This is a genomic window from Yersinia alsatica, from assembly GCF_025133195.1.
In the GTDB taxonomy this organism is placed as follows: domain Bacteria; phylum Pseudomonadota; class Gammaproteobacteria; order Enterobacterales; family Enterobacteriaceae; genus Yersinia; species Yersinia alsatica.
This window is the reverse complement of record NZ_CP104006.1, coordinates 4,448,650-4,475,145: the sequence shown is the minus strand read 5'-3', so window position 1 is coordinate 4,475,145 and position 26,496 is coordinate 4,448,650. Positions and strand designations below refer to the sequence as shown.

Genomic DNA, 26,496 nt, shown 5'->3' with positions numbered 1-26,496 from the left:
GCACGCTTTCCCATCTACAGTAATAAAAACTTATCGGCATCATGGTAAGCAGGGAAGGCTTCACGATAACTTTGCAGTGTTTCCAGCGATAACTCAGCATCCAATTGTGCCGCTTGCCCGGGGGCGGCTTGTGCTAAAACCTCACCTTGTGCATCCAGAATCAGGCTATCACCTTGATAGTGATGGCCATTATCATCATCACCAACACGATTACAGCCAGCAACGTAAGCTTGATTTTCTATCGCACGGGCTGCCAGCAAGGTTTGCCAGTGCTTGGCACGCGCCGCAGGCCAGTTAGCCACATACAGGGCTAAATCATAATCCTGCTGATTACGTGACCACACAGGAAAGCGCAGGTCATAACAGACTTGCGGCAGAATGCGCCAGCCACGCCATTCCACAACTTTGCGCTCTTTCCCCGCCTGATAATGATGGTGTTCACCTGCCATGCGGAATAAGTGGCGCTTATCATAACGATGGATTTTTCCACTGGGTTCAACCAGCAGAAAACGGTTAACGGCCCCCTCTGCGGTACTTAGCGCCACACTGCCACCGATGAGGGCATCGGTGCGCGCCGACCAATGGCGCAGCCAGTCAATGACTTCAGTTTCCGGCAAGGCATTTTCTGCCGCGTTCATGGCAAAACCGGTGGTAAACATCTCCGGTAGCACAATCACATCTCGCTGCGGCAAAGATTCCAACAGCATGTCGAAGTGACGCAGATTAGCCTGTGCATCCAACCACACCAGCGGCTGTTGCAGTAGAGTCAGTTTTAAAGTTGACACAATCGCTCCGCAGCGGCGTCCAGCGTAGCATCCTGTTTGGCGAAGCACAGCCGGATAAGTTTATGGGGGAAGGGGCCTTCACAGAATACGGATAAAGGTATTGCTGCTACGCCCACATGCTCGGTCAGCCATTTGCAAAACTCCACATCATCAAGATCTGAAATCGCACTGTAATCAGCCAGTAGGAAATAGGTTCCCTCGCTGGGTAGGATTTTCAGACGGCTGGCAGACAATGCATTGACGAAACGGTCACGGCGAGCGCGGTAAAACTCTGGCAATTGCTGCCAATGCTCCGGCTCAGCATTCAGCATATCCGCCAGTGCCAGCTGCACCGGAGTGCATACCGAAAAGGTCAGATATTGGTGGATTTTTCGCACTTCAGCACTGATAGCGGCAGGGGCGATGCAATAACCCGCTTTCCAGCCAGTCATGTGGAAAGTTTTGCCAAAAGAGGAAACGGCGATAGCCCGCTCCCGCAACTGTGGATGGGCTAATACACTGGCATGGCCGGCGGCGCTAAAGCAGATGTGTTCGTACACTTCATCACTGAGCACATAAATATTGCGCTCAGCAATCACTTGCCACAATTGTTCAAAATCATCAGCGCGCCACACGGTGGCCGAAGGATTATGCGGCGTATTCACAATGACCAGACGGGTGCGCTCAGAAACCAGATCGGCAAATTCGGCCCAGTCAGTGGCGAATGCTGGCGGTTTGAGTGCGATGCGTTTGAGTACGCCGCCCGCCAGTTTGACCACTGGCGCATAGCTGTCATAGCTGGGATCAAAGCAGATCACTTCGTCGCCGGGGCGAACCAAAGCAGTAATTGCCGCAAATAAGGCTTCGCTGGCCCCGGTGGTGACAGTGACTTCGCTGTCTGCATCGGGCTGCCAGCCGTAGATTTTAGCGGTTTTCTCTGCAATGGCATGGCGCAGCGGAGCTACACCGGTCATTGGGGCATATTGGTTAGCACCTTGGCTGACGTGATAGGCCAATTGTTGCTTTAGATAATCAGGGCCATCGAAATCCGGGAAGCCCTGCGACAGGTTAATCGCTTGGTGTTTTTGCGCCAATGCACTCATTTGCGTAAAGATTGTGGTGCCTTGTGCAGGCAATTTACTGTCTGGAATAAAAGATAAAGTGCTCATGGCAGGTGAATACTCCTGGCGCTGTATGTTGCCGTCAATATAACACGATGTTAATATTTGGCAATCAAGACGCTTAGATGTTTAAACGGCTAAATGACGTAATTTGCTAAGCATAGATGAAATTGTGCTAACAATAATTGTTAGGCCGATAGCGGTGGCAACATGCCATGGCAACCAACACCACAACAGGGATATGCAATGTCAGAAAATGTACAACTCGGCGCGCTGTTAGCTGCCTGCCACTGGATCGGAGAGAAGGGCTGGTGCCCGGCGACCGGCGGTAATATGTCCCTGCGTCTGGACTCAACGCAATGTTTGGTGACGGAATCTGGCAAAGATAAAGGCAGCCTGACTGCCGATGACTTTTTGCTGGTGGAAACTGCCAGTAATCATGTCCCGAGTGGCCGAACACCGTCGGCAGAGACTGGCCTGCATACCTTACTTTATCGCCTGTACCCTGAAATCAATGCGGTTTTACATACTCACTCGGTCAATGCCACGGTGCTGTCACGGGTAGAGCGCAGTCATGAATTGGTATTGCAAGGTTATGAGATGCAGAAATCACTATCAGGGCAGCGTAGCCACCTTGATTCTGTGGTGATCCCTATCTTCGATAATGATCAGGACATTCCGGCGCTGGCACAGCGGGTTGCCGCGTTGGCGGATAACTACCCACTGCGTTATGGCTTTTTAGTTCGTGGCCACGGCCTATATTGCTGGGGGAATAGCGTGTCTGAAGCCCGCCGTCATTTGGAAGGGCTGGAATTCCTGTTCCAGTGTGAGCTGCAACGGCGTTTGTTTGACGTAAACCCTTAAGGCTGGAGGCCACATGATTCAGGCAATTGTTACCGATATTGAAGGCACCACCACTGACATTCGTTTTGTTCATCAAGTGCTGTTTCCTTATGCCAGAGAGCGGCTGACGCCATTTCTACATGAACATCAACAAGATGAAGAGGTTGCCGCCGCTCTGGCTGATTTACGCCGCGAGATTGAGCAACCCGAAGCGGATATCGAAAGCTTGATTGCCGCTTTGCACCGTTTTATGGATGAAGACCGCAAATCTACTGCCTTGAAAGCTATTCAGGGCATTATTTGGTGCAGCGGTTATCTGCACGGGGATTTTCGTGGCCATTTGTACCCGGAAGTGGCCGGGCAACTGGCTGACTGGCAACAGCAAGGGTTGGGTCTGTATGTCTATTCCTCTGGCTCGGTCGATGCGCAGAAATTGCTATTCGGTTACAGCGATGCCGGGGATTTACGCCCACTATTCAGTGGCTATTTCGATACCCACGTAGGGGCCAAGCGCGAAGTGAGTGCTTACCAGAATATTGCCAGCCAGTTGGCGATCGCGCCGCAAACATTGTTATTTTTGTCTGATATTCGCCAAGAATTAGATGCTGCACAGCTGGCTGGCTGGCATACCTGCCAGCTGATTCGTGACCTTCCTGATAACGAAAGTCGTCATTTACAAGTAAACCGCTTTGATCAGATAGATTTAGCGCGTTTTAAATAAAAACTGAGGATTTTACAGTATGAGCGGATTAACTATTTTCAGTGAAAAACAGCCGGAACAGCCGCTGTGGCAAAGCTTCAATGCTGATGAAATCCAACAACAATTGACGGCCATTGGGGTGCGTTTTGAACGCTGGCAAGCCGATCGTGAGCTAGGCGAAAATCCACAACCTGAAGCAGTGATTGCCGCTTATCAGCATGAAATTGACCGGCTAGTGGCTGAGAAAGGCTATCAGAGCTGGGATGTGATCAGCATGCGCCCCGATAATGCGCAGCGTGAAATCTTGCGCGAGAAATTTTTATCGGAACATACCCACGGTGAAGATGAAGTGCGTTTCTTCGTGGAGGGAAGCGGGCTATTTTGTTTACATTTGAATGGCAAAATTTATCAAATTCTGTGTGAAAAGAATGATTTGATATCCGTCCCTGCCAATACGCGCCATTGGTTTGATATGGGTTCTGCACCCAATTTCACTGCTATTAGAGTATTTGATAATCCAGAAGGTTGGGTGGCGCATTTTACCGGCGATAAGATTGCTGATGCTTATCCTCGACTGAATTAAACGGTGGTCAACCTCAGGCGGCAGTACCGCGACCTGAGGTTCATTTCTAATTCTGCGGTTGGAAAAAACCGGCTGCAACTTGCTCAGGCGTGATAACGCCACTGTCTAACACCCAGCCACTGATTAATGCCGCCGGGGTGACATCAAACGCCGGGTTATACACTCTCGCATCCTGTGGCGCCCATTGGCAATGCCCAAAACTCCCTGATACTCCGGTGACTTCACTGGCCGCACGCTGCTCTATTGGGATGGCGACACCATTAGGACAAGCTGGATCATGGGTGGTATGGGGGGCCGCAACATAGAATGGAATGCGATGATAATGCGCCAATACAGCCAAGTTATAGGTGCCAATTTTATTGGCGACATCACCGTTGGCGGCAATGCGATCTGCACCGACCCAGATGGCATCTACCTGACCTTGGGCCATCAGGCTGGCGGCCATTGAATCACAAATCAATTGATATGGAATACCCAGTTCCCCGAGTTCCCATGCGGTTAAGCGACCACCTTGCAGCAAAGGGCGGGTTTCATCGACCCACACTTGGCGGATTTTGCCTTGCTGATGAGCGCGCAATAATACGCCGATAGCGGTACCGATACCCGCCGTCGCCAGACCGCCGGTATTGCAGTGAGTCAGCAAATTACTGCCGGGTTTCACCAATGCCGCACCATGCTGGGCAATACGCTCACATAATTCGCGGTCTTCCTCTACCAGACGCAATGCTTCGCGGGTCATGGCTTCAACCCAGTTGGCTTGCAATAACGCCTGCTGCATCCGCGCCAAATTATTCATCAGATTAACCGCGGTTGGCCGTGATTCCCGCAGGGCCATGAGCGCTTGCTCAAGTTGAGCTTGCGATAAACCCCGTTCAGCTAGCAACGCCAACAAAAGACTGGCAGATAAGCCAATCAGCGGCGCACCGCGTACCCGTAGCGCTTGAATATGCTCAATCAGCAACTCCACGGTATCCGCTGACAACCATTCCTGGCGCTGTGGCAAAGCTTGCTGGTCAAGGATCCACAGCTGCTTATCAATGATTTTTAAGCTGGTGGTCTGTAAGTCGAGCGTGTTAAAGGTCTGCATTGTCAGTTAAATCCATGTTGCGTTATTGCATCTGGTTTCTTATTCTGCCAACATATCTTACGGATGTGTAGACGTCTATATGGTTTTACGCCTAAATACGGAATTTTTTTGCTCTAACAGGGAATAATTTCACAGCTAAGCAAATGGTTGGCGGTGAGTGAATCAGAATCAGATAAAGAATAAAGAGGTTGAAAATGTCGCGCTACCATACATTTACTGCTGCGGATGCTGTTGAATATGCTCGCCAATTTGGCCAGGTGGCCGACCCACTGACATTAATATCAGCGGATGAAATTGGTGATGGAAATCTCAATCTGGTATTTAAAATCCGTGATGCAGCGGGCGTTAGCCGGGTGATTGTCAAACAAGCGCTACCTTATGTGCGGTGTGTCGGAGAGTCTTGGCCCTTAACCTTGGATCGTGCCAGAATTGAAGCTGAAACTTTGCTGACACACAGCCAATTCTGCCCACAGCATACTGTCAAGATATTGCACCACGATGCAGAGCTGGCAGTAATGGTGCAAGAGGATTTATCTGATCACCATATTTGGCGCAGTGAGTTGCTGGCAGGAAAATACTATCCGCAGGCTGCTGGGCAACTGGCTGAATATTTGGCGCAAACCTTATTCCACACTTCAGATTTTTATCAGTCAGCACAAGCTAAAAAAGCGGCAGTAAGCCAATATACCAATCCGGAATTATGCCAAATAACGGAAGATTTATTCTTTACTGATCCTTATATCGACCATGAGCGTAACAATTTTGATCCGGCGCTATTATCGGATGTGCTGGCACTACGCCAAGATAATGCACTTAAACTGGCGGTGGCTTCACTGAAGCACGGCTTTCTGAGTAAAGCAGAGGCATTACTTCATGGCGATATTCATAGCGGCTCAATTTTTGTCGCTGATGGTCGCTTGAAAGCTATTGATGCGGAATTTGGCTTCTATGGCCCGATTGGCTTTGATATAGGAACTGCACTGGGCAATTTACTGCTGAACTATTGCGGTTTACCGGGGTTGGCAGGTCCGCGAGATGCTGCTGCCGGTCGGGAGCTGCGACTGAATGATATCCATGTTCTCTGGGAAACTTTCGCCAAGCGCTTCTTGGCATTAAGCCTGGAAAAAACGCAAGACTCCGTTCTGGCAACTGAGGGTTACGCGCAGCTGTTTCTACAACATGTTTGGCAAGATGCCATCGGTTATTGCGGCAGTGAGTTAATCCGGCGCACCATTGGTTTAGCACATGTTGCTGATCTGGATAGCATTACTGATGATGAGATGCGTAGAGCATGTCAGCGCCATGCGTTGAGTTTAGGACAAACATTGATATTGGCAGCACCACACATTGGTACGGTTGATGATTTGATTGCTCGTATCAGACAAAATGGATAATTAAAGTTATTCTCGGATCTGCATTTTAATCATTCCCATCAAAAAATAGAAACCCCGCAGAGTTATGCGGGGTTTTATCTTATTTAAAATATAATTGATGCTAATATGATATTTACTTTTATATAAATAGAGTTGTTTCTGTTAGTGTAATTTAATCTGTTTTTGTTTTTTTTAATTACTTATTTGTATATTGGAATAATATTCCTAGTCTTACTTTAATTGGTTTGTTTTTTTAATTTATATTTTTCATGTTGTTATGGGTTTACTTTGTTATTTATATATTTATATATAACATATAAAAATTATTATTTTTTATAACTTACTATTATTTTGAGTTGAATATCACCATTTTAGCAAAAAAAACTATTTGTGAGAAAGATATCGCTCCTACTAGGCTGTTTCAATAATGTGTGGATAGTGTTCTGGTAACAAACATACGTTTTGGTTATTGCTTATGTTTTCTATTTTTCTTTAACTGTTACTAGTGAATAATAAGTTACGTGATGATGAAAATAATTAACCCTGCGATCCAGTTTTAAATAATGAGCATTGTTGTTATTTTTTGCTGGAGTCATCCCTATTTAAATGGGCATACTTTATGCGACATTTTTATTATTTAGTAGCATCATTAGGCCAATCAAAGATAAATTCAACCTTGTTTATTGCTTGTTCTTACTCCGTACTGTTTTACATTTCACCCCTTATTGCAGCGCCTAAAATAAAGAATGTACCCAATGCCGGTGCTATTGGTAATGAAATTAGGCAAACAATAATAGAGCCGCAGTTTGTACCGCGTGAAGCAGAAATTCAACTACCCAAATTAGCCCCGCCAGCGTCAGAACGCTCGGTCGCATCGGGTTATATTACCTTACGAGAAGTGAAGCTCGAGGGGGAAAGCAGCATCCTGAATAGCAATAATAAGGATCTGCAAGCTATTTTAAATCCTTGGCTCGATCGGTCATTAACATTTTCTGATTTGCAGAATATGACGCTGGCGATAACACGTTTCTATCGAAATCAAGGATGGGTAGCTGCTCAGGCAATATTACCACCGCAAACTGTTCATGATGGAATTATTCTAATTAAGGTTATTGCTGGCAGATTAGATAAACCAGAAGTGAATAACCAGAGTCGGCTGAATACTCAATTCGCGATAGCTATGATTGAAAGTAATAGTTGTAGTAAAGAAGTTGGGATCTTCGGGGGAAAAGAGTGTTCTGCTTCCCCAGCGGAGTTATCCCGTTTGGAACGTACTGCTCTTATTCTTAATGAAATTCCTGGTATTGACGCTTCTCTGGCATTAAAGCCAGGTTCCCAAACAGGAATGACGCGGATTTATGCTGATATAACCCCGGGGCAGTTAGCAACAGGGTATCTCGGTGTTGATAACCAAGGTAATGATTACTCTGGGCATAATAGGCTATTAGCGGATGGTACACTTAATAACCTGACGGGCTGGGGCGATCAATTACGAGCAGATTTAATTTTATCCAGCTCGACAGATGTTTTTAGTGGCCTACTCGATTACAGCTTTCCAATTAACAGCTATGGTACTCGCGCAGCAATTAATTATAGCCACTTGAATTATACCTTGACTGGTCCATTTGAGGTGCTGGATGCCCATGGGCATTCTGACACTTGGGGCATTGATTTACGTCATCCGTGGATACGTAATTCTCAGGTTCGGATTAATGCTAATACTGCCTATTATCAGGCCAGAATGCGTGATTCCCTCATTATGTTGCCAAAGCAAAAGAGAAATCTGGATGCTGCTGAATTGGGCATTGATGGTGGGTTTAGCGCATTACCTGGCGGGCTTAGTCATTTCAATTTTCTCGGCACTGCGGGGCATCTCTCGCTGGATGATGAATTTAGTCAAAGCATCAATACTCTTACTGGAATTAGCGGCTCTTTTGCCCGCTTTAACTATCGTGCTGGTCATGATCAGGGTATTGGCCCCTATTTTTCATTCTTTAATCAATTTACTGGTCAAATGGCCAGTAAGAATCTTGATAGTTCGCAAAAGTTATTACTGGGAGGGCCGTTGGCGGTTCGCGCTTATGGCATCGGTGATGGTGCGGTGGATAAAGGCACCATTTTTACCTCGGAGTTACGTACTCATTGGCAGCCGATATTTCCTGTATGGGCAGGCGTGGGGAATCAAATCACGGTAGCTGTATTCTTTGATCAAGGATGGGGCGCTTATTCTCGCCAGCCGATTGAGGGATTGTCGGGAAATAATATCAACACATCTGGCTTTGGCGCTTATATCACATTCGCTCGTCCGGCAGATTACTCCTTAAATATGACTTGGGCACATCGTACAGGTCAGACAATAACGCGCAATCAGAATAACGATCAACTGTGGCTCAGCGCTTATAAGATGTTTTAGCACTTTCCGACATATTTGTTAGATTTAATGGACGTGAATAATGAACAGTAAATTATACAAACTTGTTTTTTGTCATCGGTTGGGATGCTTGATTGCTGTGGGCGAATTTACCCGAGCCTATGGTAAATCCTGTTCAACTACCGGTCGGAAAATAATTAAAGGGAACCCTGCCAGAGTATTAAATTGTCTAGCCATTATGACTGGGTTAGCTCTTGGCACTCTCCCCTTATTAGTCTTAGCCCATCCTTCATTACCGGTTAACGGCAAAATTGTGATCGGCCAAGGTGCGCTGGATATCAATAACACCACTCTGACGGTGACACAGCAAAGCGATAAATTAGCGATAAATTGGCGCAGTTTTGATATCGCACAGGGGAGTAGTGTTATTTATAACCAGCCCGGAGCCCAAAGCATCGCACTGAATCGTGTGTTAGGGCGTAATGCATCTGAAATATATGGCAGCCTCAAGGCAAACGGTCAGATATTCCTGCTTAATCCGAATGGTGTTCTGTTTGGTCGAGGGGCAGAGGTTAATGTCGGGGGATTGGTGGCCACCACTAAATCAATGTCTGATCAGGACTTTTTTAATGGGCGCTATACACTGACAAGCCCGAAACAGGAAGGTCGCGTAATTAATCAGGCCAATTTACGTGCTGCTCCGGGAGGTTATATTGCGCTAGTGGGGCAGCAGGTTAATAACCAGAATTCTGGTGCCATTAACGCCCCTAAGGGGAGGGTAATATTAGCGGGTGGGCAACGTGTCACACTTAATTTAGATCACGGACAATTGCTAGGTGTGCAAGTTCGTGGGGAGCAGGTTGCTGCCCTAATACAAAATGGTGGCCTGATTCAGGCTGACGGTGGCGTTATCCAATTGACGGTTCGTGGCAAAGATATGTTGATGAATACCGTAATTGATAATACCGGTATTTTGCAGGCTAACGGGCTGTCGGAAAAGAATGGTGTTATCCAGCTTGATGGTGGTGATGACGGTGTTATAAGACAGCAAGGAGTGGTTAATGTTGCTCATCCACAGGGACGTGGCGGGGATGTTACCCTCCAAGGTAAAAATATTCATTTGGTTGCAGGCAGTAAAATAGATGCGCGCGGCGCTGACAGTGGCGGCCAAATATTGGTCGGTGGCGGCTGGCAGGGTAAAAATAAGCAGATAAGAAATGCCCATTCAGTTGTTATGGATAAAGGTGCTGAGATTGATGCGTCCGCTACCGGCAAAGGGCATGGTGGTAGCGTGGTGCTGTGGTCGGAAAATTACACCGGTTTCTATGGTGATATTAAAACCAGAGGAGGGCCAGAGTCAGGGAGTGGCGGAAAAGTTGAAACATCCAGTAAGCGCAATTTACAAGCTTTTGGTCAGGTTGATGCTACCGCTATTGGTGGAGATCCTGGGGTATGGCTACTGGATCCGGCAGAGGTAAATATTGTTGGCAGTGGTGATGGACGTGATTCAATGCTTCAAACGGGGGATATCCCTGCTGGATATGTAACCAATGCACAGATTTTTATTCCAACAGCCAATATTGCACAAATATTAAATAGCAGTATCAATTCCCAGCTTGATAGCGGCACAAATGTGACTATTACTACCAGCAATAGTAGTTTATTGAGTTGCCGGTGGTGCAATATTACACTGCAAGCCGATATCAATAAAACGGCAGGGGCAGATGCAACTCTGACATTGCATGCTGATGGCAATATTGTCGCTAACAATAATATTACAGCCAACGCCGGAAAACTGAATCTTAACTTATTGTCGGGTAATCTAACGGTAGACTCAGTTATTACTTTAAATAACAGTGAGGTGCTATTAAATGGTGGGGGTTTAGTTGCAAGACATGCAAATGAAAATAATACAGCGCGTATCAGTATAATTGGAGGGCGCTACAATGTTGGCAATCTAACATTGGAAGGTAATACGGGAGTTGCTTCACTGGTAGGGGTAAATATCAGTAATGCTGCCAATATAACAGTAGCAGGTGAAACTCGTATATCTGGTGAGAGCAGTAATTCTAATGGGCAAGGGTGGCGTAGTATTGAAATTTCCGGTAATTCAACCCTTGTCGGAAAGGGAAATATAACCTTTACTCTGATTTCTAACTCTAAGACTGCATGGATGGGATCTTTCTCGAATACAATAATTACCAGTGATAACAATATATTATTCCAAGCTAATGGTACGGCATCGGGCGGGCTGGCTTTTAATTCGAGTAAATTAACCTCATCATCAGGTAATGTCGCTATTAACTTAAATGGCACTATTATTACGGCATCAAGTCAAGGTATTAATTTTAATAATGGCTCACTGGTCAGTGGACAACATGTTAATGTTGAAAGTCATATTACTGGTGCTGATAGTTTTTTATTGGCTAACAGCCGTATTGTCGCCACTGCGGGTGATATAAATGCTAATAGTACTACAACCAATAAGGGGATGTGGATCTCAGGAAATAGCCGTTTAAATGCCAGCGGCAATGTTGTCTTGCAGGGAGTCACCACTGGGGCACTTGCGGGAGCTGATGGTATTAAAATTAGTGGTAATTCCACTGATTATGCCAATATTACTGCGGGTGGCAATATCTCAATGAATGGGCGTCATTTAGGTAAAGAAGCTGGAATGAGCATCATTGTTGATTATGCCAAGATAGAAAGCCTAAATGGCGATTATAATTTAAATATCACTGGGACCAAAACAAGCAATATTACCAACTCAAACATTAGTGCTAATAACATTATTCTCGATGGAAATATTACTGCTAGTGATGCTTTAATATTAACCAATGTGTTTTTAGCTGCTAAATCAGGGAATATAAGCGCTAACTTAAGCTCGGTGTATAAAAGTCTGTGGTTCAAAGGTAGCAGTGGAATGACGGCAAGCCAGAATATTATTTTGCATGGTAACAGCACCAAAAGTACAACAGCCAGTACCAGTGGGGGGATTGATGCTATAAAAATGAGTGGAATTTCAGGAGATAATAGAATTAATATCATGGCGGGGAATAATATATTTATAACTGCAAATAATAATGCTACCGCCGCAGGGACTAATATTAATATTGAAAATGTCGATATCAAAGCGAATAACGGAAGCTTTAACACCAATACAAGCGGACTTAAAAGTACATGGTTTACCAATACAAATATCACTGCAAATGATATTGAAATGACTTCAGATCCTGCTGGCTTGGGCGGAGTAGTGTTATCAGGGGCTAATGTAACCTCGACTGTTGGCGATGTTAATATTAATACAATAGCGACAAATAAAGGGATTTGGATTAAAGCCAACTCATCATTGAATTCTAACCGAGATATTACATTGAATGGGGAGGTAAATAGTGCAGGGGAGGGGGTTGTTATTCAAGGTGTTTCAAATTCTTCCCGCAATGTTATTACAGCCAAACGGAATATTACCTTAAAAGGAAATAATAGTAATGCTAGTGCTCAGAACCCATCAATTAATTTAAGCAATGTTAATCTAGAATCAGAAACTGGCGACATTGCCATTAATGGCACTGGGTTGGGAAATGTGAACTTTACTAACGTTGAGCTAAATGCTACTGCGGGTAATATGGCTGTCTATGCTGAGACAGCAGCAGCTTTAACTTCAGCGGCAAGCTCAGCATTAAGTCTGGGGGGTAATAATACCATAAAGGCGCAGAAAGGCATGGTGGTTGGTAAAGCGTTAAATACCACCCAAGGCGCGGGTATTGGTTTTAGAGAAAATAATATTTTATCCGTTGAAGGTAATATTGCTTTTCAGGGTGAAACGGAAGGTACAGGAGTTACCAGAAAAGGTATTGATTTTTATGGTGCAAATACACTTAATATCGCCAAAGGAAGCCAACTCTCTTTAGTTGGCGAAAATAAAGGTGCGCAAGATACCGTCGGTGGCAATGGTATCACCCACTCAGGTCCGGTAAATCTCGCTATTAATAATAATGGCTCTTTAATAATGGAGGGTCGTTCAACCAGTGGTTCGGGAATTAACTTCCCAAGTGGTAATAATACAGTAATATTAAATGGTGAAGGTGACACGCTGATTAAAGGCAATAGTACCACTGGTAGCGGGGTGGCTATTTCCGGGGTGGTAAATAACAGTACCGGCCCAGTCACAATAGAAGGTATTAGCAGTGATGGTTCTGGGGTTCACCTTTTCAGCGCTGAACATCAAATTAATAAAATTAGTATTACTGGGAATTCTACCCACGCCGAGGGGCTGAGAATTAGTGGTAATGCGACAATTACGGATACCAAGCTTAATGGCAGCTCAATTAATGGCAGTGGTGTGAAGATTGACTCACTCCCCAGCTCTAATGTTGCCACCCGTACGGTATTGGATAATGCAACACTCAGTGGCATCAGCACTAATGGCAAAGGGGTAGAAATAACCAGTGAGGTGAAGGGCATTCACCACAGCACCGTCAATGGAACAATTAATGGTACTGGTTATGCTCTTGATATTGCTGAAAATGTAAATGTGACGGGCACCAGTGAAACTGATTTACTTACCCTAAAAGGTGCAGCGACGACCGGGACAGGCACGGGTATAAAACTTAATGGTAATAATGACTTAAGCAATACTAGCTTAAATGGTTCTGCTGTAGATGGTATTGCATTAGATATCGGTGGCCCACTGACCAACAGTGGTTATACAGCATTAAATGGCACAGCTTCCGGTATCGGTACTGGTGTGTATATTAACGGGGCGCTAAATAACTATGTGGTTAATGGCACTTCAGCCAGTGGCATTGGTGTGAATATTAATGGCTCGCTTATCGATAGTCGTATTAATGGAACTTCAGCTAGCGGCAATGGAGTGAAAGTTGATGGGGATACGGTTCTCAATAATACCGCACTGGTGGGTAATAGCACTGACGGTAAAGGGGTGGAAATTGCAGGTAATCTGACTGGTAACCAGACCAGCCAGGTGCGGGGTGATTCAGTTAATGGCATAGCCGTGATGATTAATAATGACGTCTCTCTCATTGGTGGCGGGGCTGGCGATCCACTGGCAATCAGCGGCAATGCCAGCGGAGATAAAGGCACCGGTATACAACTGGAGGGCAATAATACCCTCGATAACACTTCGTTAGCGGGCAATACCACCGATGGGTATGGCGTAGAGATCACTGGGCCAGTGACCAATAAGGGTAATAGCACCATTACGGGGAATGCCTCTAACAATGGCTATGGGGTGCATGTTGATGGTCCGGTCACAGGTGGTGTGATAAATGGCACTTCCGGCAATAACCACGGTGTTTTCCTTGATGATGATGCTGAACTGACTGAGCTTGCGGTTATTGGCGCAGGTAAAGCGCCGGTGCATATAACATCACCAGAACTTATCCGTGAGAATGTCACGATTAACGGTAAATTGGTCGATAAAAACACACCTTTAAACCTTCGGGGACGTGACGACGAAAATCCAAATACCACGAAAACCAGACCAGACCCTATATCAGGTGGAAAAATAACAATCGTTCCGCCACCTAGCAGAGAGCCGGAGTCGCTGTTGATTAAACGTGAACAAATTCTCAGCTCCCTTGAAGAATATCCATTAACCCCATCTATCGTGGCCGAGTCTGAAAAAGCTATGACCGCCAATATCAGTATCTCGCTTTGTATACCGCAGGATGTTTCTCCTGAACTGCAACCTTGTGACGAGCATCTTTTGGGGCGATGGGTGCCAGCGACTCAAACCGAACAGTAGAAAGAGTCAATTGCCAGGGAGAGCAGGTGATGGTGAAAAAAACGAGTGAAATAACACCGCGAGCCGAGGATGCCACGGTATTTTCACTGCCTTATTTTGAGTTTTTAGTCTGTACCCGTCGTTATGAGGAAGCGGGGCGCATATTAATACTCATGCTGGAACAATTAGATACCCATTATGGTCGTTGGGATGTTTTTTCACTGAATAAACCGTCAATACGGCAGCAAGAACATTATTGTAATAGGTTGGCTGCCGCCATTGGGAATCTATTCTCCGATCCCGGATTTGTGCTCTCGGAAAAAGGATTTTTGCAGTTAATCAATTTCCATCGCTGGATCGCTTTGATCTTTGCCGCCTCACCTTTTGGTCATGCCGATCATGTTATTACTAACCTCAACCAGGCAGGGGAGGGTTGTGCCCATCCTCTGCGATTTGAGCGAAATAATTTTCTTAAATTCTGTGTCATGTATTTGCCTGAATCAGAGATTCCTCTTCAGCCCGATATATTGTGGCAATTTAATCCGCATGCTGCAGCGGCACTATTTTTGGCTTTATTATCACCGCGGATTTTACCCAGCGCAGTCGGGCACGCAAAACGTGAACTGCTCTTGGCGTGGTTACCAGAAAAGCTGTTAACGCTGGATAGTCTTGAACACTTACCGGAACGAATTCTGCACGATGTTTATATGCATTGCAGTTATGCCGATATGACACAAAAACATGCCATAAAGCGCAGCATTAACTTTCACCTGCGCAAGACTCTGCTGCACAATGGATTATCTGATAACCACTTGCCAGCGCCGCCACGCCATAAACCATTGATGCTGGTTATCCTTGAGTGGTTTAACAGTGGCCATTCTATTTATCGCACCCACTCCAGCACATTGCGCGCAGCGCGTGAGCATTTTTCTACCCATGGCGTCACGATTATTGAAGCAACTGATGCAATAACGCGCGAGGTATTTGACGATTTCACCGCGGTTAATCGCGCCGGAGCTGTCGAGGCGATCGTGACGTTAGCTCAGCAACTGCTTCCCGATGTGATTTATTTCCCCAGTGTTGGCATGTTCCCACTGACCATCGCGCTGACCAACTTGCGTTTGGCTCCGCTACAGATAATGGCATTAGGCCATCCGGCGACGACGCACTCAGATTATATTGATGCGGTTTTGGTGGAAGAGGATTACTTGGGGAATATTGCGTGTTTTTCCGAGCCGGTGGTTTCATTACCCAAAGACTGTCTGCCCTATGTCCCCCCCGCCAATATCAGTCAACCGGAACCTATATTGCATTTTGATGAGCGGCCAGCGGTGCATATTGCTGTCTGCGCATCAGCAATGAAGATCAATCCGCGCTTTCTCACTACCTGCGCTGAAATAGCTCAACGGGCGTCGACACCGGTGGTATTTCATTTTCTGGTCGGTTTTTGCTGGGGTATCACCCACCGAGTAATGGAAAAAGCGGTCAATGACTGCATTGCCCAAGCCAAAATCTATGAACATTTGGGCTATCTGGAATATTTACAGGTTATTAATCAATGTGACCTATTCATCAATCCGTTTCCTTTCGGCAATACCAATGGCATCGTAGACACTGTGCGTCAGGGGTTGCCCGGTGTGTGCCTGAGTGGGGCAGAAGTCCATGAACATATTGATGAAGGGCTGTTTCGCCGCTTGGGATTGGCTGAAGAGCTGATTGCGTATAATTTGGCTGAATATATCGCGGTGACAGTCCGGCTGATTGACGATAAAAAGTGGCGTGATAGTTTGCGCCGCCAGCTACTACAGACTCAACCTGATAATGTTTTGTTTACGGGCAAGCCTGAGCAGTTTGGCGTGATTGTTCGCCGCTTGTTGGCGGATAAAAAAAGCCTCCAGTAATTGGAGGCTTGGGGAGTAGACACTCACATCAATAAGGCAAAATATTAAGCGGCTTCAGTATGCCGTGGTTTGGCTACCGGTTTTACTGCTGGCTTGGTGGCCAGTGCATCAGCATCAAACTCATCAACATTAATAGAGCGCAGACGGCTCTCTTCTGCTTTGGTCAGTATTGCGGCCTCTTCAGCATTGATTTTACCTTCAGCCAAGGCACGTTTCGCCAACTGATCCAGCCGGGTAAATGGCAGGCTCTTACCTGCTTCTTTACTTAGGCGTTTATGAATTGGCTCAGCGGCAATCACGTCCTGCAATGCGGCTTCCAGCAAACCAACCGGGTTAAACTCGCTCGGTGTCAGATACTGACCACGGCCAATGCGGCTGCGGGTGGCTGATGGCACTTGTAGCAATTGGGCTAACTGGTGATCCAGTCGGTCCGACGGTGCTGTATGTGCACGGCCCAGTGGGAAGATGCCAAACCGCATGACGCCAGCAATAAATTTGTTCGGGAAGTTACGCAGCAAATCATCCAGCGCAATTTCTGCCTGATTCAGGGCATCTTGTACGCCCCAATGCACCAGCGGCAAATCTTCTTTCTGACGGCCTTCATCTTCATAGCGTTTCAACGTGGCAGATGCCAGATACATTTGGCTGAGAATATCCCCCAAGCGGGCAGAAATTCGTTCGCGACGTTTCAGGCTACCACCCAGTACCCCCATTGAGACATCAGACATCAATGCCAGGTTAGCACTCAGGCGATTCAGGTGCTGGTAATAGCGGCGTGTGCTGTCTTTTACTGGAGTAGCGCTGGTGCGGCCATTGGTCAGTCCTAACCAGAAGCTGCGCACTTTGCTGCTGCCCACATGGCCCAAATGACCAAACAGTGCTTTATCAAATGCAGAGACATCATTGGATTGCGCAGCAGCCATTTCATCTAACACAAATGGATGGCAGCGAATAGCACCCTGACCGAAGATAATCATGCTACGTGTCAGGATGTTAGCGCCTTCCACGGTGATACCAATAGGCGCACCTTGGTAGCTGCGGGCGACAAAGTTGGTTGGGCCAAGACAGATACCTTTACCCCCGGCGATATCCATCGCATCCATTACGGCGCGCTGACCACGGTGAGTACAGTGATATTTCACAATGGCGGATAACACCGCAGGTTTCTCGCCCAGCATAATGCCGCTGGTAATCAAGGTCGCCGCCGCATCCATCACATAAGCGTTACCGGCAATGCGGGCTAATGGCTCTTCAATCCCTTCCATTTTACCGATTGAGATTTTGAACTGGCGGCGAATATAGGCATAAGCACCGATACCCATCGCCACACTTTTCAGGCTACCCGTAGCGTTGGATGGCAAGGTAATGCCACGGCCAACCGACAGGCATTCCACCAGCATCCGCCAGCCCTGACCGGCCATTTTTGGCCCGCCGATAATGTAATCAATCGGCACAAAAATATCGTTGCCGCGTGTCGGGCCATTTTGGAATGGCACGTTCAGCGGGAAGTGGCGGTGACCAATTTCTACCCCTGGGGTGTTGGTTGGGATCAGCGCACAGGTAATGCCGAGATCAACGGTCTCACCCAGCAGATGCTCAGGGTCAGACAGCTTAAATGCCAGCCCGAGCACTGTGGCGATCGGCGCCAGAGTAATATAGCGTTTGTTCCAGGTCAGGCGCATGCCCAAGACCTGTTTGCCTTGCCATTCACCCATACAAACAGTACCGGTATCTGGAATTGCACCGGCATCAGAACCAGCTTCCGGGCTGGTCAGGGCGAAGCAAGGAATTTCGTCGCCACGGGCCAATCCCGGCAGATAATGATTTTTTTGCTCTTCAGTGCCGTAATGTTGCAGCAATTCACCGGGGCCGAGGGAGTTAGGTACACCCACGGTGATGGCCAATATGCCAGAGACACCAGACAGTTTTTGCAGCACCCGTGCCTGAGCATAAGCAGAGAATTCAAGGCCGCCATACTCTTTCTTAATGATCATCGCAAAGAAGCGATTCTCTTTTAGATATGCCCAGAGTTCTGGCGGCAAGTCTGCCAGTTCATGGGTAATCTGGAAGTCGTTAGCCATGCGGCAAGCTTCTTCAACCGGCCCATCAATAAAGGCCTGTTCTTCCGCGGTTAATTGCGGTTTTGGATAGTTGTGCAATTTTTTCCAGTCTGGTTGGCCCTGGAATAAATCGCCTTCCCACCAGGTGGTACCTGCATCAATCGCTTCTTTCTCGGTGCGTGACATCGCTGGCATGACTTTGCGGAACATGCGCAATGCCGGAGCAGAAAACAGAGATTGACGCAGCGGCGTTAGTGTTAGTGGCAGCAGAACAATCACCAGCGGCAATAATGCCCAGTATGACCATAACTGTGTTGCCCCCATGGCGGCGGTATAAACCACGAGGATCAAACTACTGAGATACAGGTTCACCCGGTGATAGAACAACACACCAATAAGAACCAGCAAGGCAACAATGCTAAGAACCATCATAATGAAGCTCCTGAGATGTAGGAGGTCTGACCTGTTGAGTGATACATTTGTTGTAGTTCATCTCATTCTATTTATCAATACCATTACATGTCATTTACAACTCATCTCACAAATTGTTTGCATTAAGGGCTAAAACCGCATTGTCGAATTCATAGTGATCTCGCTAATGCATCACAGTACTTCTCGCAGTTTATGCTATCCGGTACACTGGCGCAGGAAGAACATTGATGCCATAGGACTATTAAAGAGGCTCCCATGTACCACGATTTAATCCGCAGTGAACTGAACGAAGCAGCAGACACGCTGGCCAACTTTCTCAAAGATGATGCCAATATTGATGCCATCCAGCGCGCAGCCGTATTACTGGCTGACTCTTTTAAAGCTGGCGGTAAAGTCTTGTCATGCGGCAATGGCGGCTCCCATTGTGATGCCATGCATTTTGCCGAAGAGTTAACCGGCCGCTATCGTGAAAACCGCCCAGGTTATCCGGCGATTGCTATTTCCGATGTTAGCCATCTCTCTTGTGTCAGTAATGATTTTGGTTATGACTATGTTTTCTCTCGCTATGTTGAGGCCGTAGGCCGTGAAGGGGATGTGCTGTTGGGCATTTCTACTTCAGGTAATTCAGGTAATATCATCAAGGCGATTGCAGCGGCTCGCGCCAAAGGCATGAAAGTCATCACTCTGACCGGCAAAGACGGCGGTAAAATGGCGGGCTCTGCGGATATAGAAATCCGGGTTCCTCATTTCGGTTATGCTGATCGTATTCAGGAAATTCATATCAAAGCGATTCACATCTTGATTCAGTTGATTGAAAAAGAGATGGTAAAAGCTTGAGTTAGGTCGAGTTAGTTATTGGCCGGTGGTGTATTTATTTATACCCTTCATCATTGCAAAATGAAGGGTATATTCGGGAGGCAGGTATGTGCGAATTGCTCGGGATGAGCGCAAATGTTCCTACGGATATTTGCTTTAGCTTTACCGGCCTGGTGCAACGAGGCGGGGGAACTGGGCCACATAAAGATGGCTGGGGAATTACTTTCTATGAAGGTAATGGCTGCCGCACGTTTAAAGATCCTCAACCCAGCTTTAATTCTCCCATTGCTCGGCTGGTGCAAGATTATCCGATCAAATCCTGCGCGGTGGTGTCCCATATTCGCCAGGCGAACCGCGGTGAAGTCGCATTAGAAAATACTCATCCATTTACCCGCGAAATGTGGGGGCGCAACTGGACTTATGCTCATAACGGTCAGCTTAAGGGCTACCGCCAATTAGAGACCGGCACTTTCCGTCCCATTGGTCAGACTGATAGCGAATATGCTTTCTGCTGGCTGCTGAATCAATTGGCAAAACGCTACCCTCGCACACCAAGCAACTGGCCTGCGGTATTTCGCTATATTGGCACCTTATGTGAGCAACTGCGTGCCAAGGGGGTGTTTAATATGTTGCTGTCGGATGGGCGTTTTGTGATGGCGTTCTGTTCGACCAATTTATATTGGATAACCCGCCGTGCGCCTTTTGGCAAAGCCACGCTGTTGGATCAGGATGTTGAAATTGATTTTCAGCGCCAGACCACCCCCAAAGATGTGGTCACGGTGATTGCGACTCAGCCCCTGACAGGCAATGAAACCTGGCACAAAATTGCACCAGGCGAATTTGCATTATTCTGTTTTGGCGAGCGTATTTGATTGAAGCATTGAACTCGGTTTGGTCGAGGCATACTGCGACGCCGGCTCACTAGAAACAGGTGGGCGGCTCAATACATACTGCCCGTTTATCACGGAAACAGATGGTGGCATCCGGTTCTTGGCAAAGTAAGCATAGCCCGGCTGCAACTGACGCCAGAAGTTGTAATCTGAAGAGTTACGGTGGCGCTGCATATTTTGTTCAGTCATGCGGAATGGATAGATACTGATATCCACTTTTTCCTGCCCGAAGATAAATGCAGTTTGCACGTAGTTAAATATCTCGTCCATATAGGCATCTGTCATCGCATAACAGCCGATTGATTTGCAAGCGCCATGGATCATCAGATATTTCCCTGAATAACCTTGCGACTTATCATAATCATTTGGGAAGCCAATATTGATTGCCCGGTAAAACTTACTGTCAGGTTTTAAATGGCGCATATCAATAGTGTAAAAACCTTCTGGGCTCTTAAAATCCCCTTCACGGCGTTTCGGGCCAAGGCCACCTGAGAATTCGCAGATGCGATAGCTTTGTACCAAACGATACTCACCTTGTAATCTGGCATATAATTCCAGAGTACGTTCTTCTTTGAAAATCTGAATATAGACCGATGACCCTAGTAATTGCTGTTTTAGCTCTTTGGATACCGCCACAGGCTCACTGGCTGCGGTGGTGAAGGAGACTACAGGCAAACAAATTATCATCGCAAACATTATCACCGCAAAAAATGGCGTGATTTTGCGCATTTATTATTCCCACTTATATTTATAGATGCCACTGACTTTTCTGATTTATAGGCGCAGATTATCAGTCAGAAAATTTTTAGCAATATATGTTTTGTATAAAATAAATACAAAATCGGTAAAGATGAATTAAGAGAACGATTTTACCGAATATATACAAAATTTAGCAGTAAATTATTTGTGTTTGCTTGACGTAAGTCACTGCATTTGTCAGACAGTGCGGGATGGAAATGCTAAAATTGCCGGCGGCTGATGACCTGCTCAATTAATGGTTATTCTTTCCATTGTTGGCCTTAGTGACATTCAATATGATATCAGCATTAATTACTGGGCTTTCTCAGTTGGTATTTATGTGCCTAACTAGCTGAGTATTTAATCGTCGCTTAACAGAACCATGAAAGTATATTCTCTTTGCGTGGCTGTACTCTCTGGGCTAAGTACAGCATTTGATATAACCAATAAAGTTGTTCAACTCTATGATTAAAATAAAGAAAGGTCTAGACCTTCCTATCGCTGGAGTACCTGCACAAGTGATAGAGGATGGTCCTGCTATTCATCATGTAGCTTTGCTCGGTGAAGAGTATGTGGGCATGCGCCCCTCAATGTTGGTCCACGAAGGTGATTGGGTTAAGAAAGGCCAGCCGCTGTTTGAAGATAAAAAAAATCCGGGGGTGCTGTTCACCGCCCCTGCCAGTGGCAAGGTCAGTGCGATCAATCGTGGTGAGCGTCGGGTGCTACAATCTGTCGTGATTGAAATCGAAGGAGATGAACAAATCCCTTTCGAACATTATGCCGAAGCAGATCTCAATCAACTGAGCAATGAACAAGTCCAGCGCCACTTGCTGGCGTCCGGCTTATGGACTGCACTGCGCACTCGCCCTTTCAGCAAAACTCCGGTTCCAGGTAGCAGCCCTCGCGCTATTTTCGTCAGCGCGATGGATACCCAACCTTTGGCTGCTGACCCTCAAGTGATTATTGCGACTGAACCCGAGGCTTTCAACCAAGGCTTAACGGTATTGAGCCGCCTGACGGAAGGTAAAGTGCATGTTTGTCATGCACCTGGGCAAGTCGTGGCCAGCCATCAGAATGCGCAGGTTACTTATAATGAGTTCTCCGGCCCGCATCCAGCAGGTCTGGTGGGGACTCACATCCATTTCCTTGAGCCAGTGAGCCTGAACAAAATTGTTTGGCACGTGGGCTATCAGGATGTTATTGCCATCGGCAAATTATTTACCCGTGGTGAGCTGTGGACTGATCGTGTCGTCGCGCTGGCGGGCCCACAAGTGAATCAGCCGATGTTACTGCGCACCCGGGTCGGAGCCAGTTTATCCGAACTGACGGCTGGTCGATTGAAAGAGGGCGATAACCGCATTATTTCAGGCTCAGTGCTTAGCGGCACGGCTTTCTCAGCCACTCATGGCTATCTGGGGCGCTTCCATCAACAAGTGTCGGTTATCCGCGAAGGGCGAGAAAAAGAGCTATTCGGCTGGGTGATGCCAGGGCGCGATAAATATTCGATTACCCGCACCACGCTGGGGCATTTCTTCAAACACAAATTGTTTGCTTTCTCGACCGATATGAATGGTGGGGAGCGCGCTATGGTGCCGATTGGTAACTATGAACGTGTTATGCCACTGGATATTCTGGCGACGCACCTGCTGCGTGATTTGCTATCCGGGGATACCGACAGCGCACAAGCTCTGGGGTGTCTGGAGTTGGATGAAGAAGATTTGGCTCTGTGTACATTTGTCTGCCCCGGTAAGTACGAATACGGGCCAGTATTGCGCGACATACTGACCAAGATTGAGCAGGAAGGATAACTGATGGGCCTGAAAAGTTTTCTTGAGAAAATAGAACATCACTTTGAAGCGGGTGGAAAACTAGAAAAGTATTATCCACTGTATGAAGCTGCTGCCACCATTTTCTATACGCAAGGTAAAGTGACTCCGGGTGCCTCTCATGTTCGAGATGCCATCGACCTAAAACGTATGATGATTTTGGTATGGCTGGCGGTATTCCCCGCGATGTTCTGGGGTATGTACAACGTAGGGGGACAGGCGATTCCGGCCTTGAATCAACTCTACAGTGGTGCAGAACTGCAACAGATTATTGCCGGTGACTGGCACTATCGGTTGGCACAAATCTTGGGGGCATCATTGGCACCCGATGCCGGTTGGGTCAGCAAGATGGTGCTCGGTGCTGCCTATTTCCTACCGATTTATGCCGTGGTATTCGTGGTGGGTGGTTTTTGGGAAGTGGTCTTTTCCATTATCCGCAAACATGAAATCAACGAAGGTTTCTTTGTTACCTCGATTCTGTTTTCCCTGATTGTTCCGCCAACGTTGCCATTATGGCAAGCGGCACTGGGGATCTCTTTTGGGGTGGTGATTGGTAAAGAGATCTTTGGTGGTACCGGGCGTAACTTCCTCAACCCTGCTCTGGCGGGGCGTGCTTTCCTGTTCTTTGCTTACCCGGCTCAGATATCGGGTGACCTGGTTTGGACTGCAGCTGACGGTTTCTCTGGTGCGACGCCTTTATCGCAGTGGAGTGTTAATGGTAGCCACAGTCTGGTCAATACGATTAGCGGCCAACCCATCACTTGGATGGATGCTTTTCTCGGTAATATCCCCGGCTCTATTGGTGAAGTTTCCACGCTAATGATCCTGATTGGCGGTGCCATTATCCTCTTTGGCCGGGTGGCATCCTGGCGCATTGTTGCTGGGGTCATGATCGGCATGATGGCAACGGCCTATCTGTTTAACTGGATCGGCTCCACAACAAACCCGCTATTTGCTATGCCGTGGTACTGGCATTTAGTGCTCGGCGGTTTTGCTTTCGGCATGATCTTTATGGCGACGGACCCGGTTTCAGCTTCCTTTACCAATAAAGGGAAGTGGTGGTATGGCGGTTTGATTGGCGCGATGTGTGTCTTAATCCGCGTAGCAAATCCGGCTTATCCGGAGGGAATGATGCTGGCAATCCTATTTGCCAACCTGTTTGCGCCACTGTTCGACTATGTGGTTGTTCAGGCCAACATCAAGCGGAGGAAAGCCCGTGGCAAATGATAAACCAAGAAATAATGATAGCATCGGCAAAACACTGCTGGTGGTGATTGTGCTGTGTCTGGTGTGTTCTGTTGTGGTCGCGGGTGCGGCTGTAGGATTGAAAGCCAAACAGCAAGAGCAGCGCCTGTTGGACAAGCAACGTAATATTCTGGCAGTGGTGGGTTTGCTGCAACCAAGAATGCCCGCGGAAGAAGTCCAACGTGAGTTTGCTGAGCGCATTGAACCGCGCTTGCTGGATTTACAAAGTGGCGAGTTTATTCAACAAGATCCAGCAACATTTGACCGTACGGCAGCATTGCGTGATAACCAAATGAGTATCGCGCTGACACCTGCGCAGGATATTGCCCGTATTCGTCGCCGGGCTAATATCGTTGAAATTTATCTGGTGCGCGCTGAAAGTGGGCAGATCAATAAAATCGTGTTACCGATTTATGGCTCTGGTTTGTGGTCAATGATGTATGCCTTTGTTGCCATTGATACTGACGGTAAGACGGTTCGTGGTATCACCTATTATGATCAGGGCGAAACGCCGGGGCTAGGTGGCGAAGTTGAAAACCCGATTTGGCGTAACCAGTGGATTGGTAAGCGATTATTCGATGATCAGGGGCAGCCGGCTATCCGTGTTGTTAAAGGACGTGCGCCTGCTAACGATCCCCATGCAGTAGATGGTTTATCAGGGGCGACACTGACCTCCAACGGGGTACAAAATAGCTTTGATTTTTGGCTTGGTGAAAACGGCTTTGGCCCGTTCCTGAAAAAAGTGCGCGAAGGGGCGTTAAAAAATGGCTGATAGCAAAGAGATTAAACGGGTTTTATTCGGGCCGTTATTTGATAACAACCCGATTGCGTTACAGATCCTTGGGGTGTGTTCAGCACTGGCTGTCACCACCAAACTGGAAACGGCTTTAGTGATGACACTGGCGGTAACCTTGGTGACCGCGTTTTCCAGTTTCTTCATCTCACTGATTCGTCACCATATTCCAAACAGTGTACGAATCATTGTTCAAATGGTGATTATCGCCTCACTGGTTATTGTAGTGGACCAGATCCTACGCGCTTATGCCTATGAGATATCCAAACAGTTATCAGTATTTGTCGGCCTGATTATTACCAACTGTATTGTGATGGGGCGTGCCGAAGCTTATGCAATGAAATCCCCACCGATTGAAAGTTTCATGGATGGTATCGGCAATGGCTTAGGCTATGGCGTGGTGCTGGTACTGGTGGGCTTTGTCCGTGAACTGGTGGGCTCAGGGAAATTGTTCGGCGTGCCGGTATTGGAAACGGTTCAGAATGGCGGGTGGTATCAGCCAAACGGATTGTTCCTGCTGGCACCTAGTGCATTCTTTATCATCGGTTTGCTGATTTGGGGTCTGCGAACCCTGAAACCTGCGCAGATTGAGAAGGAGTAATTGACGATGGAACATTACATCAGTCTGTTTGTCCGCGCAGTGTTTGTCGAGAATATGGCGTTAGCCTTCTTTCTGGGAATGTGTACTTTCCTAGCAGTCTCCAAGAAAGTAGCGACAGCCTTTGGTCTGGGCATTGCGGTAACCGTGGTATTAGGTATTTCAGTTCCTGCGAACAATCTGGTTTATAACCTGGTGTTACGCGACAACGCTTTGGTCGAAGGTGTGGACCTGAGTTTCCTGAACTTTATTACCTTTATCGGTGTTATCGCGGCCATTGTGCAGGTACTGGAAATGATCCTTGATCGATATTTCCCGGCACTCTACAACGCCCTTGGTATCTATCTGCCACTGATCACGGTGAACTGCGCCATCTTTGGCGGCGTGTCGTTTATGGTGCAACGTGACTACAATTTCCCAGAATCCATTGTTTATGGTTTTGGTTCCGGCATCGGTTGGATGCTGGCAATTGTCGCGCTGGCGGGTATTCGCGAAAAAATGAAATATGCCAATGTGCCTGCGGGCTTACAGGGGTTAGGGATCACCTTTATCACCACCGGATTAATGGCATTAGGGTTTATGTCTTTCTCCGGTGTGAACTTATAAAGG

Annotated in this window: 19 protein-coding genes; 14 read left to right on the top strand and 5 right to left on the bottom strand. The window is 47.0% G+C overall.

Annotation, left to right across the window (positions count from 1 at the left end; all coding sequences use genetic code 11):
- Window positions 1-14: 14 nt before the first annotated feature.
- Entirely contained in the window at window positions 15-785 is a 771-nt protein-coding gene (locus tag N0H69_RS20220; protein ID WP_050110081.1) for an amidohydrolase, read from the bottom strand.
- Entirely contained in the window at window positions 773-1,933 is a 1,161-nt protein-coding gene (locus N0H69_RS20215; protein ID WP_050110080.1) for a pyridoxal phosphate-dependent aminotransferase, read from the bottom strand. The genes N0H69_RS20220 and N0H69_RS20215 overlap by 13 nt, the downstream gene beginning before the upstream one ends.
- Before the next feature lie 198 nt (window positions 1,934-2,131).
- Between N0H69_RS20215 and N0H69_RS20210 the strand changes: the two genes are divergently transcribed.
- From N0H69_RS20210 to N0H69_RS20200, 3 genes are read left to right on the top strand one after another with little or no spacing between them, the layout of a single operon-like run.
- Window positions 2,132-2,749: a methylthioribulose 1-phosphate dehydratase gene (locus N0H69_RS20210; protein ID WP_050122582.1), complete on the top strand. Its 618-nt coding sequence runs from the start codon at window positions 2,132-2,134 to the stop codon at window positions 2,747-2,749.
- Window positions 2,750-2,762: 13 nt separating this feature from the next.
- Window positions 2,763-3,449, top strand: coding sequence for an acireductone synthase (gene mtnC / locus N0H69_RS20205; RefSeq protein ID WP_050133641.1), 687 nt, complete (start codon window positions 2,763-2,765; stop codon window positions 3,447-3,449).
- 19 nt (window positions 3,450-3,468) lie between these two features.
- Window positions 3,469-4,011 carry a 1,2-dihydroxy-3-keto-5-methylthiopentene dioxygenase gene (locus N0H69_RS20200; protein ID WP_050152432.1) on the top strand — a complete coding sequence of 181 codons (543 nt, stop codon included), beginning with the start codon at window positions 3,469-3,471 and terminating at the stop codon, window positions 4,009-4,011.
- A gap of 46 nt (window positions 4,012-4,057) precedes the next feature.
- Here N0H69_RS20200 and mtnA read toward each other — a convergent pair whose 3' ends face one another.
- Window positions 4,058-5,098 carry an S-methyl-5-thioribose-1-phosphate isomerase gene (gene mtnA / locus N0H69_RS20195; RefSeq protein WP_050152431.1) on the bottom strand — a complete coding sequence of 347 codons (1,041 nt, stop codon included), beginning with the start codon at window positions 5,096-5,098 and terminating at the stop codon, window positions 4,058-4,060.
- A 194-nt stretch (window positions 5,099-5,292) separates the two neighbouring features.
- Here mtnA and mtnK point away from each other — a divergent pair, with 194 nt between their 5' ends.
- The 4 genes from mtnK (at window position 5,293) to N0H69_RS20175 (ending at window position 16,489) form a co-directional block, all read left to right on the top strand.
- Window positions 5,293-6,492 (top strand): S-methyl-5-thioribose kinase, encoded by a 1,200-nt coding sequence (gene mtnK, locus N0H69_RS20190; RefSeq protein ID WP_050152430.1) that lies wholly within the window; start codon window positions 5,293-5,295, stop codon window positions 6,490-6,492.
- Between the two features lie 598 nt (window positions 6,493-7,090).
- Window positions 7,091-8,884 carry a ShlB/FhaC/HecB family hemolysin secretion/activation protein gene (locus N0H69_RS20185; RefSeq protein ID WP_072077748.1) on the top strand — a complete coding sequence of 598 codons (1,794 nt, stop codon included), beginning with the start codon at window positions 7,091-7,093 and terminating at the stop codon, window positions 8,882-8,884.
- Between the two features lie 40 nt (window positions 8,885-8,924).
- On the top strand, window positions 8,925-14,609 hold the full coding sequence (locus N0H69_RS20180; RefSeq protein ID WP_050152429.1) for a two-partner secretion domain-containing protein: 5,685 nt from the start codon (window positions 8,925-8,927) through the stop codon (window positions 14,607-14,609).
- Between the two features lie 29 nt (window positions 14,610-14,638).
- On the top strand, window positions 14,639-16,489 hold the full coding sequence (locus tag N0H69_RS20175; RefSeq protein WP_050152428.1) for a hypothetical protein: 1,851 nt from the start codon (window positions 14,639-14,641) through the stop codon (window positions 16,487-16,489).
- A 44-nt stretch (window positions 16,490-16,533) separates the two neighbouring features.
- Here the strand turns inward: N0H69_RS20175 and fadE are convergent, their stop codons facing one another.
- Entirely contained in the window at window positions 16,534-18,981 is a 2,448-nt protein-coding gene (gene fadE, locus N0H69_RS20170) for an acyl-CoA dehydrogenase FadE (protein ID WP_050152427.1), read from the bottom strand.
- A 255-nt stretch (window positions 18,982-19,236) separates the two neighbouring features.
- Here fadE and lpcA point away from each other — a divergent pair, with 255 nt between their 5' ends.
- Together lpcA and N0H69_RS20160 are read left to right on the top strand one after the other, a co-directional pair.
- Window positions 19,237-19,818 carry a D-sedoheptulose 7-phosphate isomerase gene (gene lpcA, locus N0H69_RS20165; RefSeq protein WP_049617167.1) on the top strand — a complete coding sequence of 194 codons (582 nt, stop codon included), beginning with the start codon at window positions 19,237-19,239 and terminating at the stop codon, window positions 19,816-19,818.
- Window positions 19,819-19,904: 86 nt separating this feature from the next.
- Window positions 19,905-20,669 (top strand): class II glutamine amidotransferase, encoded by a 765-nt coding sequence (locus N0H69_RS20160; RefSeq protein ID WP_050110071.1) that lies wholly within the window; start codon window positions 19,905-19,907, stop codon window positions 20,667-20,669.
- Here N0H69_RS20160 and dpaA read toward each other — a convergent pair.
- On the bottom strand, window positions 20,643-21,416 hold the full coding sequence (gene dpaA, locus N0H69_RS20155; protein ID WP_050110070.1) for a peptidoglycan meso-diaminopimelic acid protein amidase: 774 nt from the start codon (window positions 21,414-21,416) through the stop codon (window positions 20,643-20,645). The genes N0H69_RS20160 and dpaA overlap by 27 nt on opposite strands.
- A gap of 473 nt (window positions 21,417-21,889) precedes the next feature.
- Here dpaA and N0H69_RS20150 point away from each other — a divergent pair, with 473 nt between their 5' ends.
- Genes N0H69_RS20150 through nqrE form a run of 5 tightly spaced genes read left to right on the top strand, consistent with a single transcriptional unit; the run spans window position 21,890 to window position 26,493 of the window.
- Window positions 21,890-23,233 (top strand): Na(+)-translocating NADH-quinone reductase subunit A, encoded by a 1,344-nt coding sequence (locus N0H69_RS20150; RefSeq protein WP_050110069.1) that lies wholly within the window; start codon window positions 21,890-21,892, stop codon window positions 23,231-23,233.
- A gap of 3 nt (window positions 23,234-23,236) precedes the next feature.
- Window positions 23,237-24,478, top strand: a complete 1,242-nt coding sequence (locus N0H69_RS20145; protein ID WP_050110068.1) for an NADH:ubiquinone reductase (Na(+)-transporting) subunit B — start codon at window positions 23,237-23,239, stop codon at window positions 24,476-24,478.
- Entirely contained in the window at window positions 24,468-25,268 is an 801-nt protein-coding gene (locus N0H69_RS20140) for a Na(+)-translocating NADH-quinone reductase subunit C (protein ID WP_050110067.1), read from the top strand. Before N0H69_RS20145 ends, N0H69_RS20140 begins: the two co-directional genes overlap by 11 nt.
- Window positions 25,261-25,890 carry an NADH:ubiquinone reductase (Na(+)-transporting) subunit D gene (locus N0H69_RS20135; RefSeq protein WP_050110066.1) on the top strand — a complete coding sequence of 210 codons (630 nt, stop codon included), beginning with the start codon at window positions 25,261-25,263 and terminating at the stop codon, window positions 25,888-25,890. Before N0H69_RS20140 ends, N0H69_RS20135 begins: the two co-directional genes overlap by 8 nt.
- 6 nt (window positions 25,891-25,896) lie before the next feature.
- On the top strand, window positions 25,897-26,493 hold the full coding sequence (gene nqrE, locus N0H69_RS20130) for an NADH:ubiquinone reductase (Na(+)-transporting) subunit E (RefSeq protein ID WP_050110065.1): 597 nt from the start codon (window positions 25,897-25,899) through the stop codon (window positions 26,491-26,493).
- The last annotated feature ends 3 nt before the right edge of the window (window positions 26,494-26,496 follow it).

Excerpts from the sequence above, each read along its gene's own strand:
- fadE (WP_050152427.1), bottom strand. The coding sequence starts at position 18,981 with ATGATGGTTCTTAGCATTGTTGCCTTGCTGGTTCTTATTGGTGTGTTG.
- N0H69_RS20145 (WP_050110068.1), top strand. The coding sequence starts at position 23,237 with ATGGGCCTGAAAAGTTTTCTTGAGAAAATAGAACATCACTTTGAAGCG.
- nqrE (WP_050110065.1), top strand. The coding sequence starts at position 25,897 with ATGGAACATTACATCAGTCTGTTTGTCCGCGCAGTGTTTGTCGAGAAT.
- mtnC (WP_050133641.1), top strand. The coding sequence starts at position 2,763 with ATGATTCAGGCAATTGTTACCGATATTGAAGGCACCACCACTGACATT.
- N0H69_RS20150 (WP_050110069.1), top strand. The coding sequence starts at position 21,890 with ATGATTAAAATAAAGAAAGGTCTAGACCTTCCTATCGCTGGAGTACCT.
- N0H69_RS20180 (WP_050152429.1), top strand. The coding sequence starts at position 8,925 with ATGAACAGTAAATTATACAAACTTGTTTTTTGTCATCGGTTGGGATGC.
- mtnK (WP_050152430.1), top strand. The coding sequence starts at position 5,293 with ATGTCGCGCTACCATACATTTACTGCTGCGGATGCTGTTGAATATGCT.
- N0H69_RS20210 (WP_050122582.1), top strand. The coding sequence starts at position 2,132 with ATGTCAGAAAATGTACAACTCGGCGCGCTGTTAGCTGCCTGCCACTGG.
- lpcA (WP_049617167.1), top strand. The coding sequence starts at position 19,237 with ATGTACCACGATTTAATCCGCAGTGAACTGAACGAAGCAGCAGACACG.
- N0H69_RS20185 (WP_072077748.1), top strand. The coding sequence starts at position 7,091 with ATGCGACATTTTTATTATTTAGTAGCATCATTAGGCCAATCAAAGATA.
- N0H69_RS20215 (WP_050110080.1), bottom strand. The coding sequence starts at position 1,933 with ATGAGCACTTTATCTTTTATTCCAGACAGTAAATTGCCTGCACAAGGC.
- N0H69_RS20200 (WP_050152432.1), top strand. The coding sequence starts at position 3,469 with ATGAGCGGATTAACTATTTTCAGTGAAAAACAGCCGGAACAGCCGCTG.
- N0H69_RS20160 (WP_050110071.1), top strand. The coding sequence starts at position 19,905 with ATGTGCGAATTGCTCGGGATGAGCGCAAATGTTCCTACGGATATTTGC.
- dpaA (WP_050110070.1), bottom strand. The coding sequence starts at position 21,416 with ATGCGCAAAATCACGCCATTTTTTGCGGTGATAATGTTTGCGATGATA.
- N0H69_RS20175 (WP_050152428.1), top strand. The coding sequence starts at position 14,639 with ATGGTGAAAAAAACGAGTGAAATAACACCGCGAGCCGAGGATGCCACG.
- N0H69_RS20135 (WP_050110066.1), top strand. The coding sequence starts at position 25,261 with ATGGCTGATAGCAAAGAGATTAAACGGGTTTTATTCGGGCCGTTATTT.
- mtnA (WP_050152431.1), bottom strand. The coding sequence starts at position 5,098 with ATGCAGACCTTTAACACGCTCGACTTACAGACCACCAGCTTAAAAATC.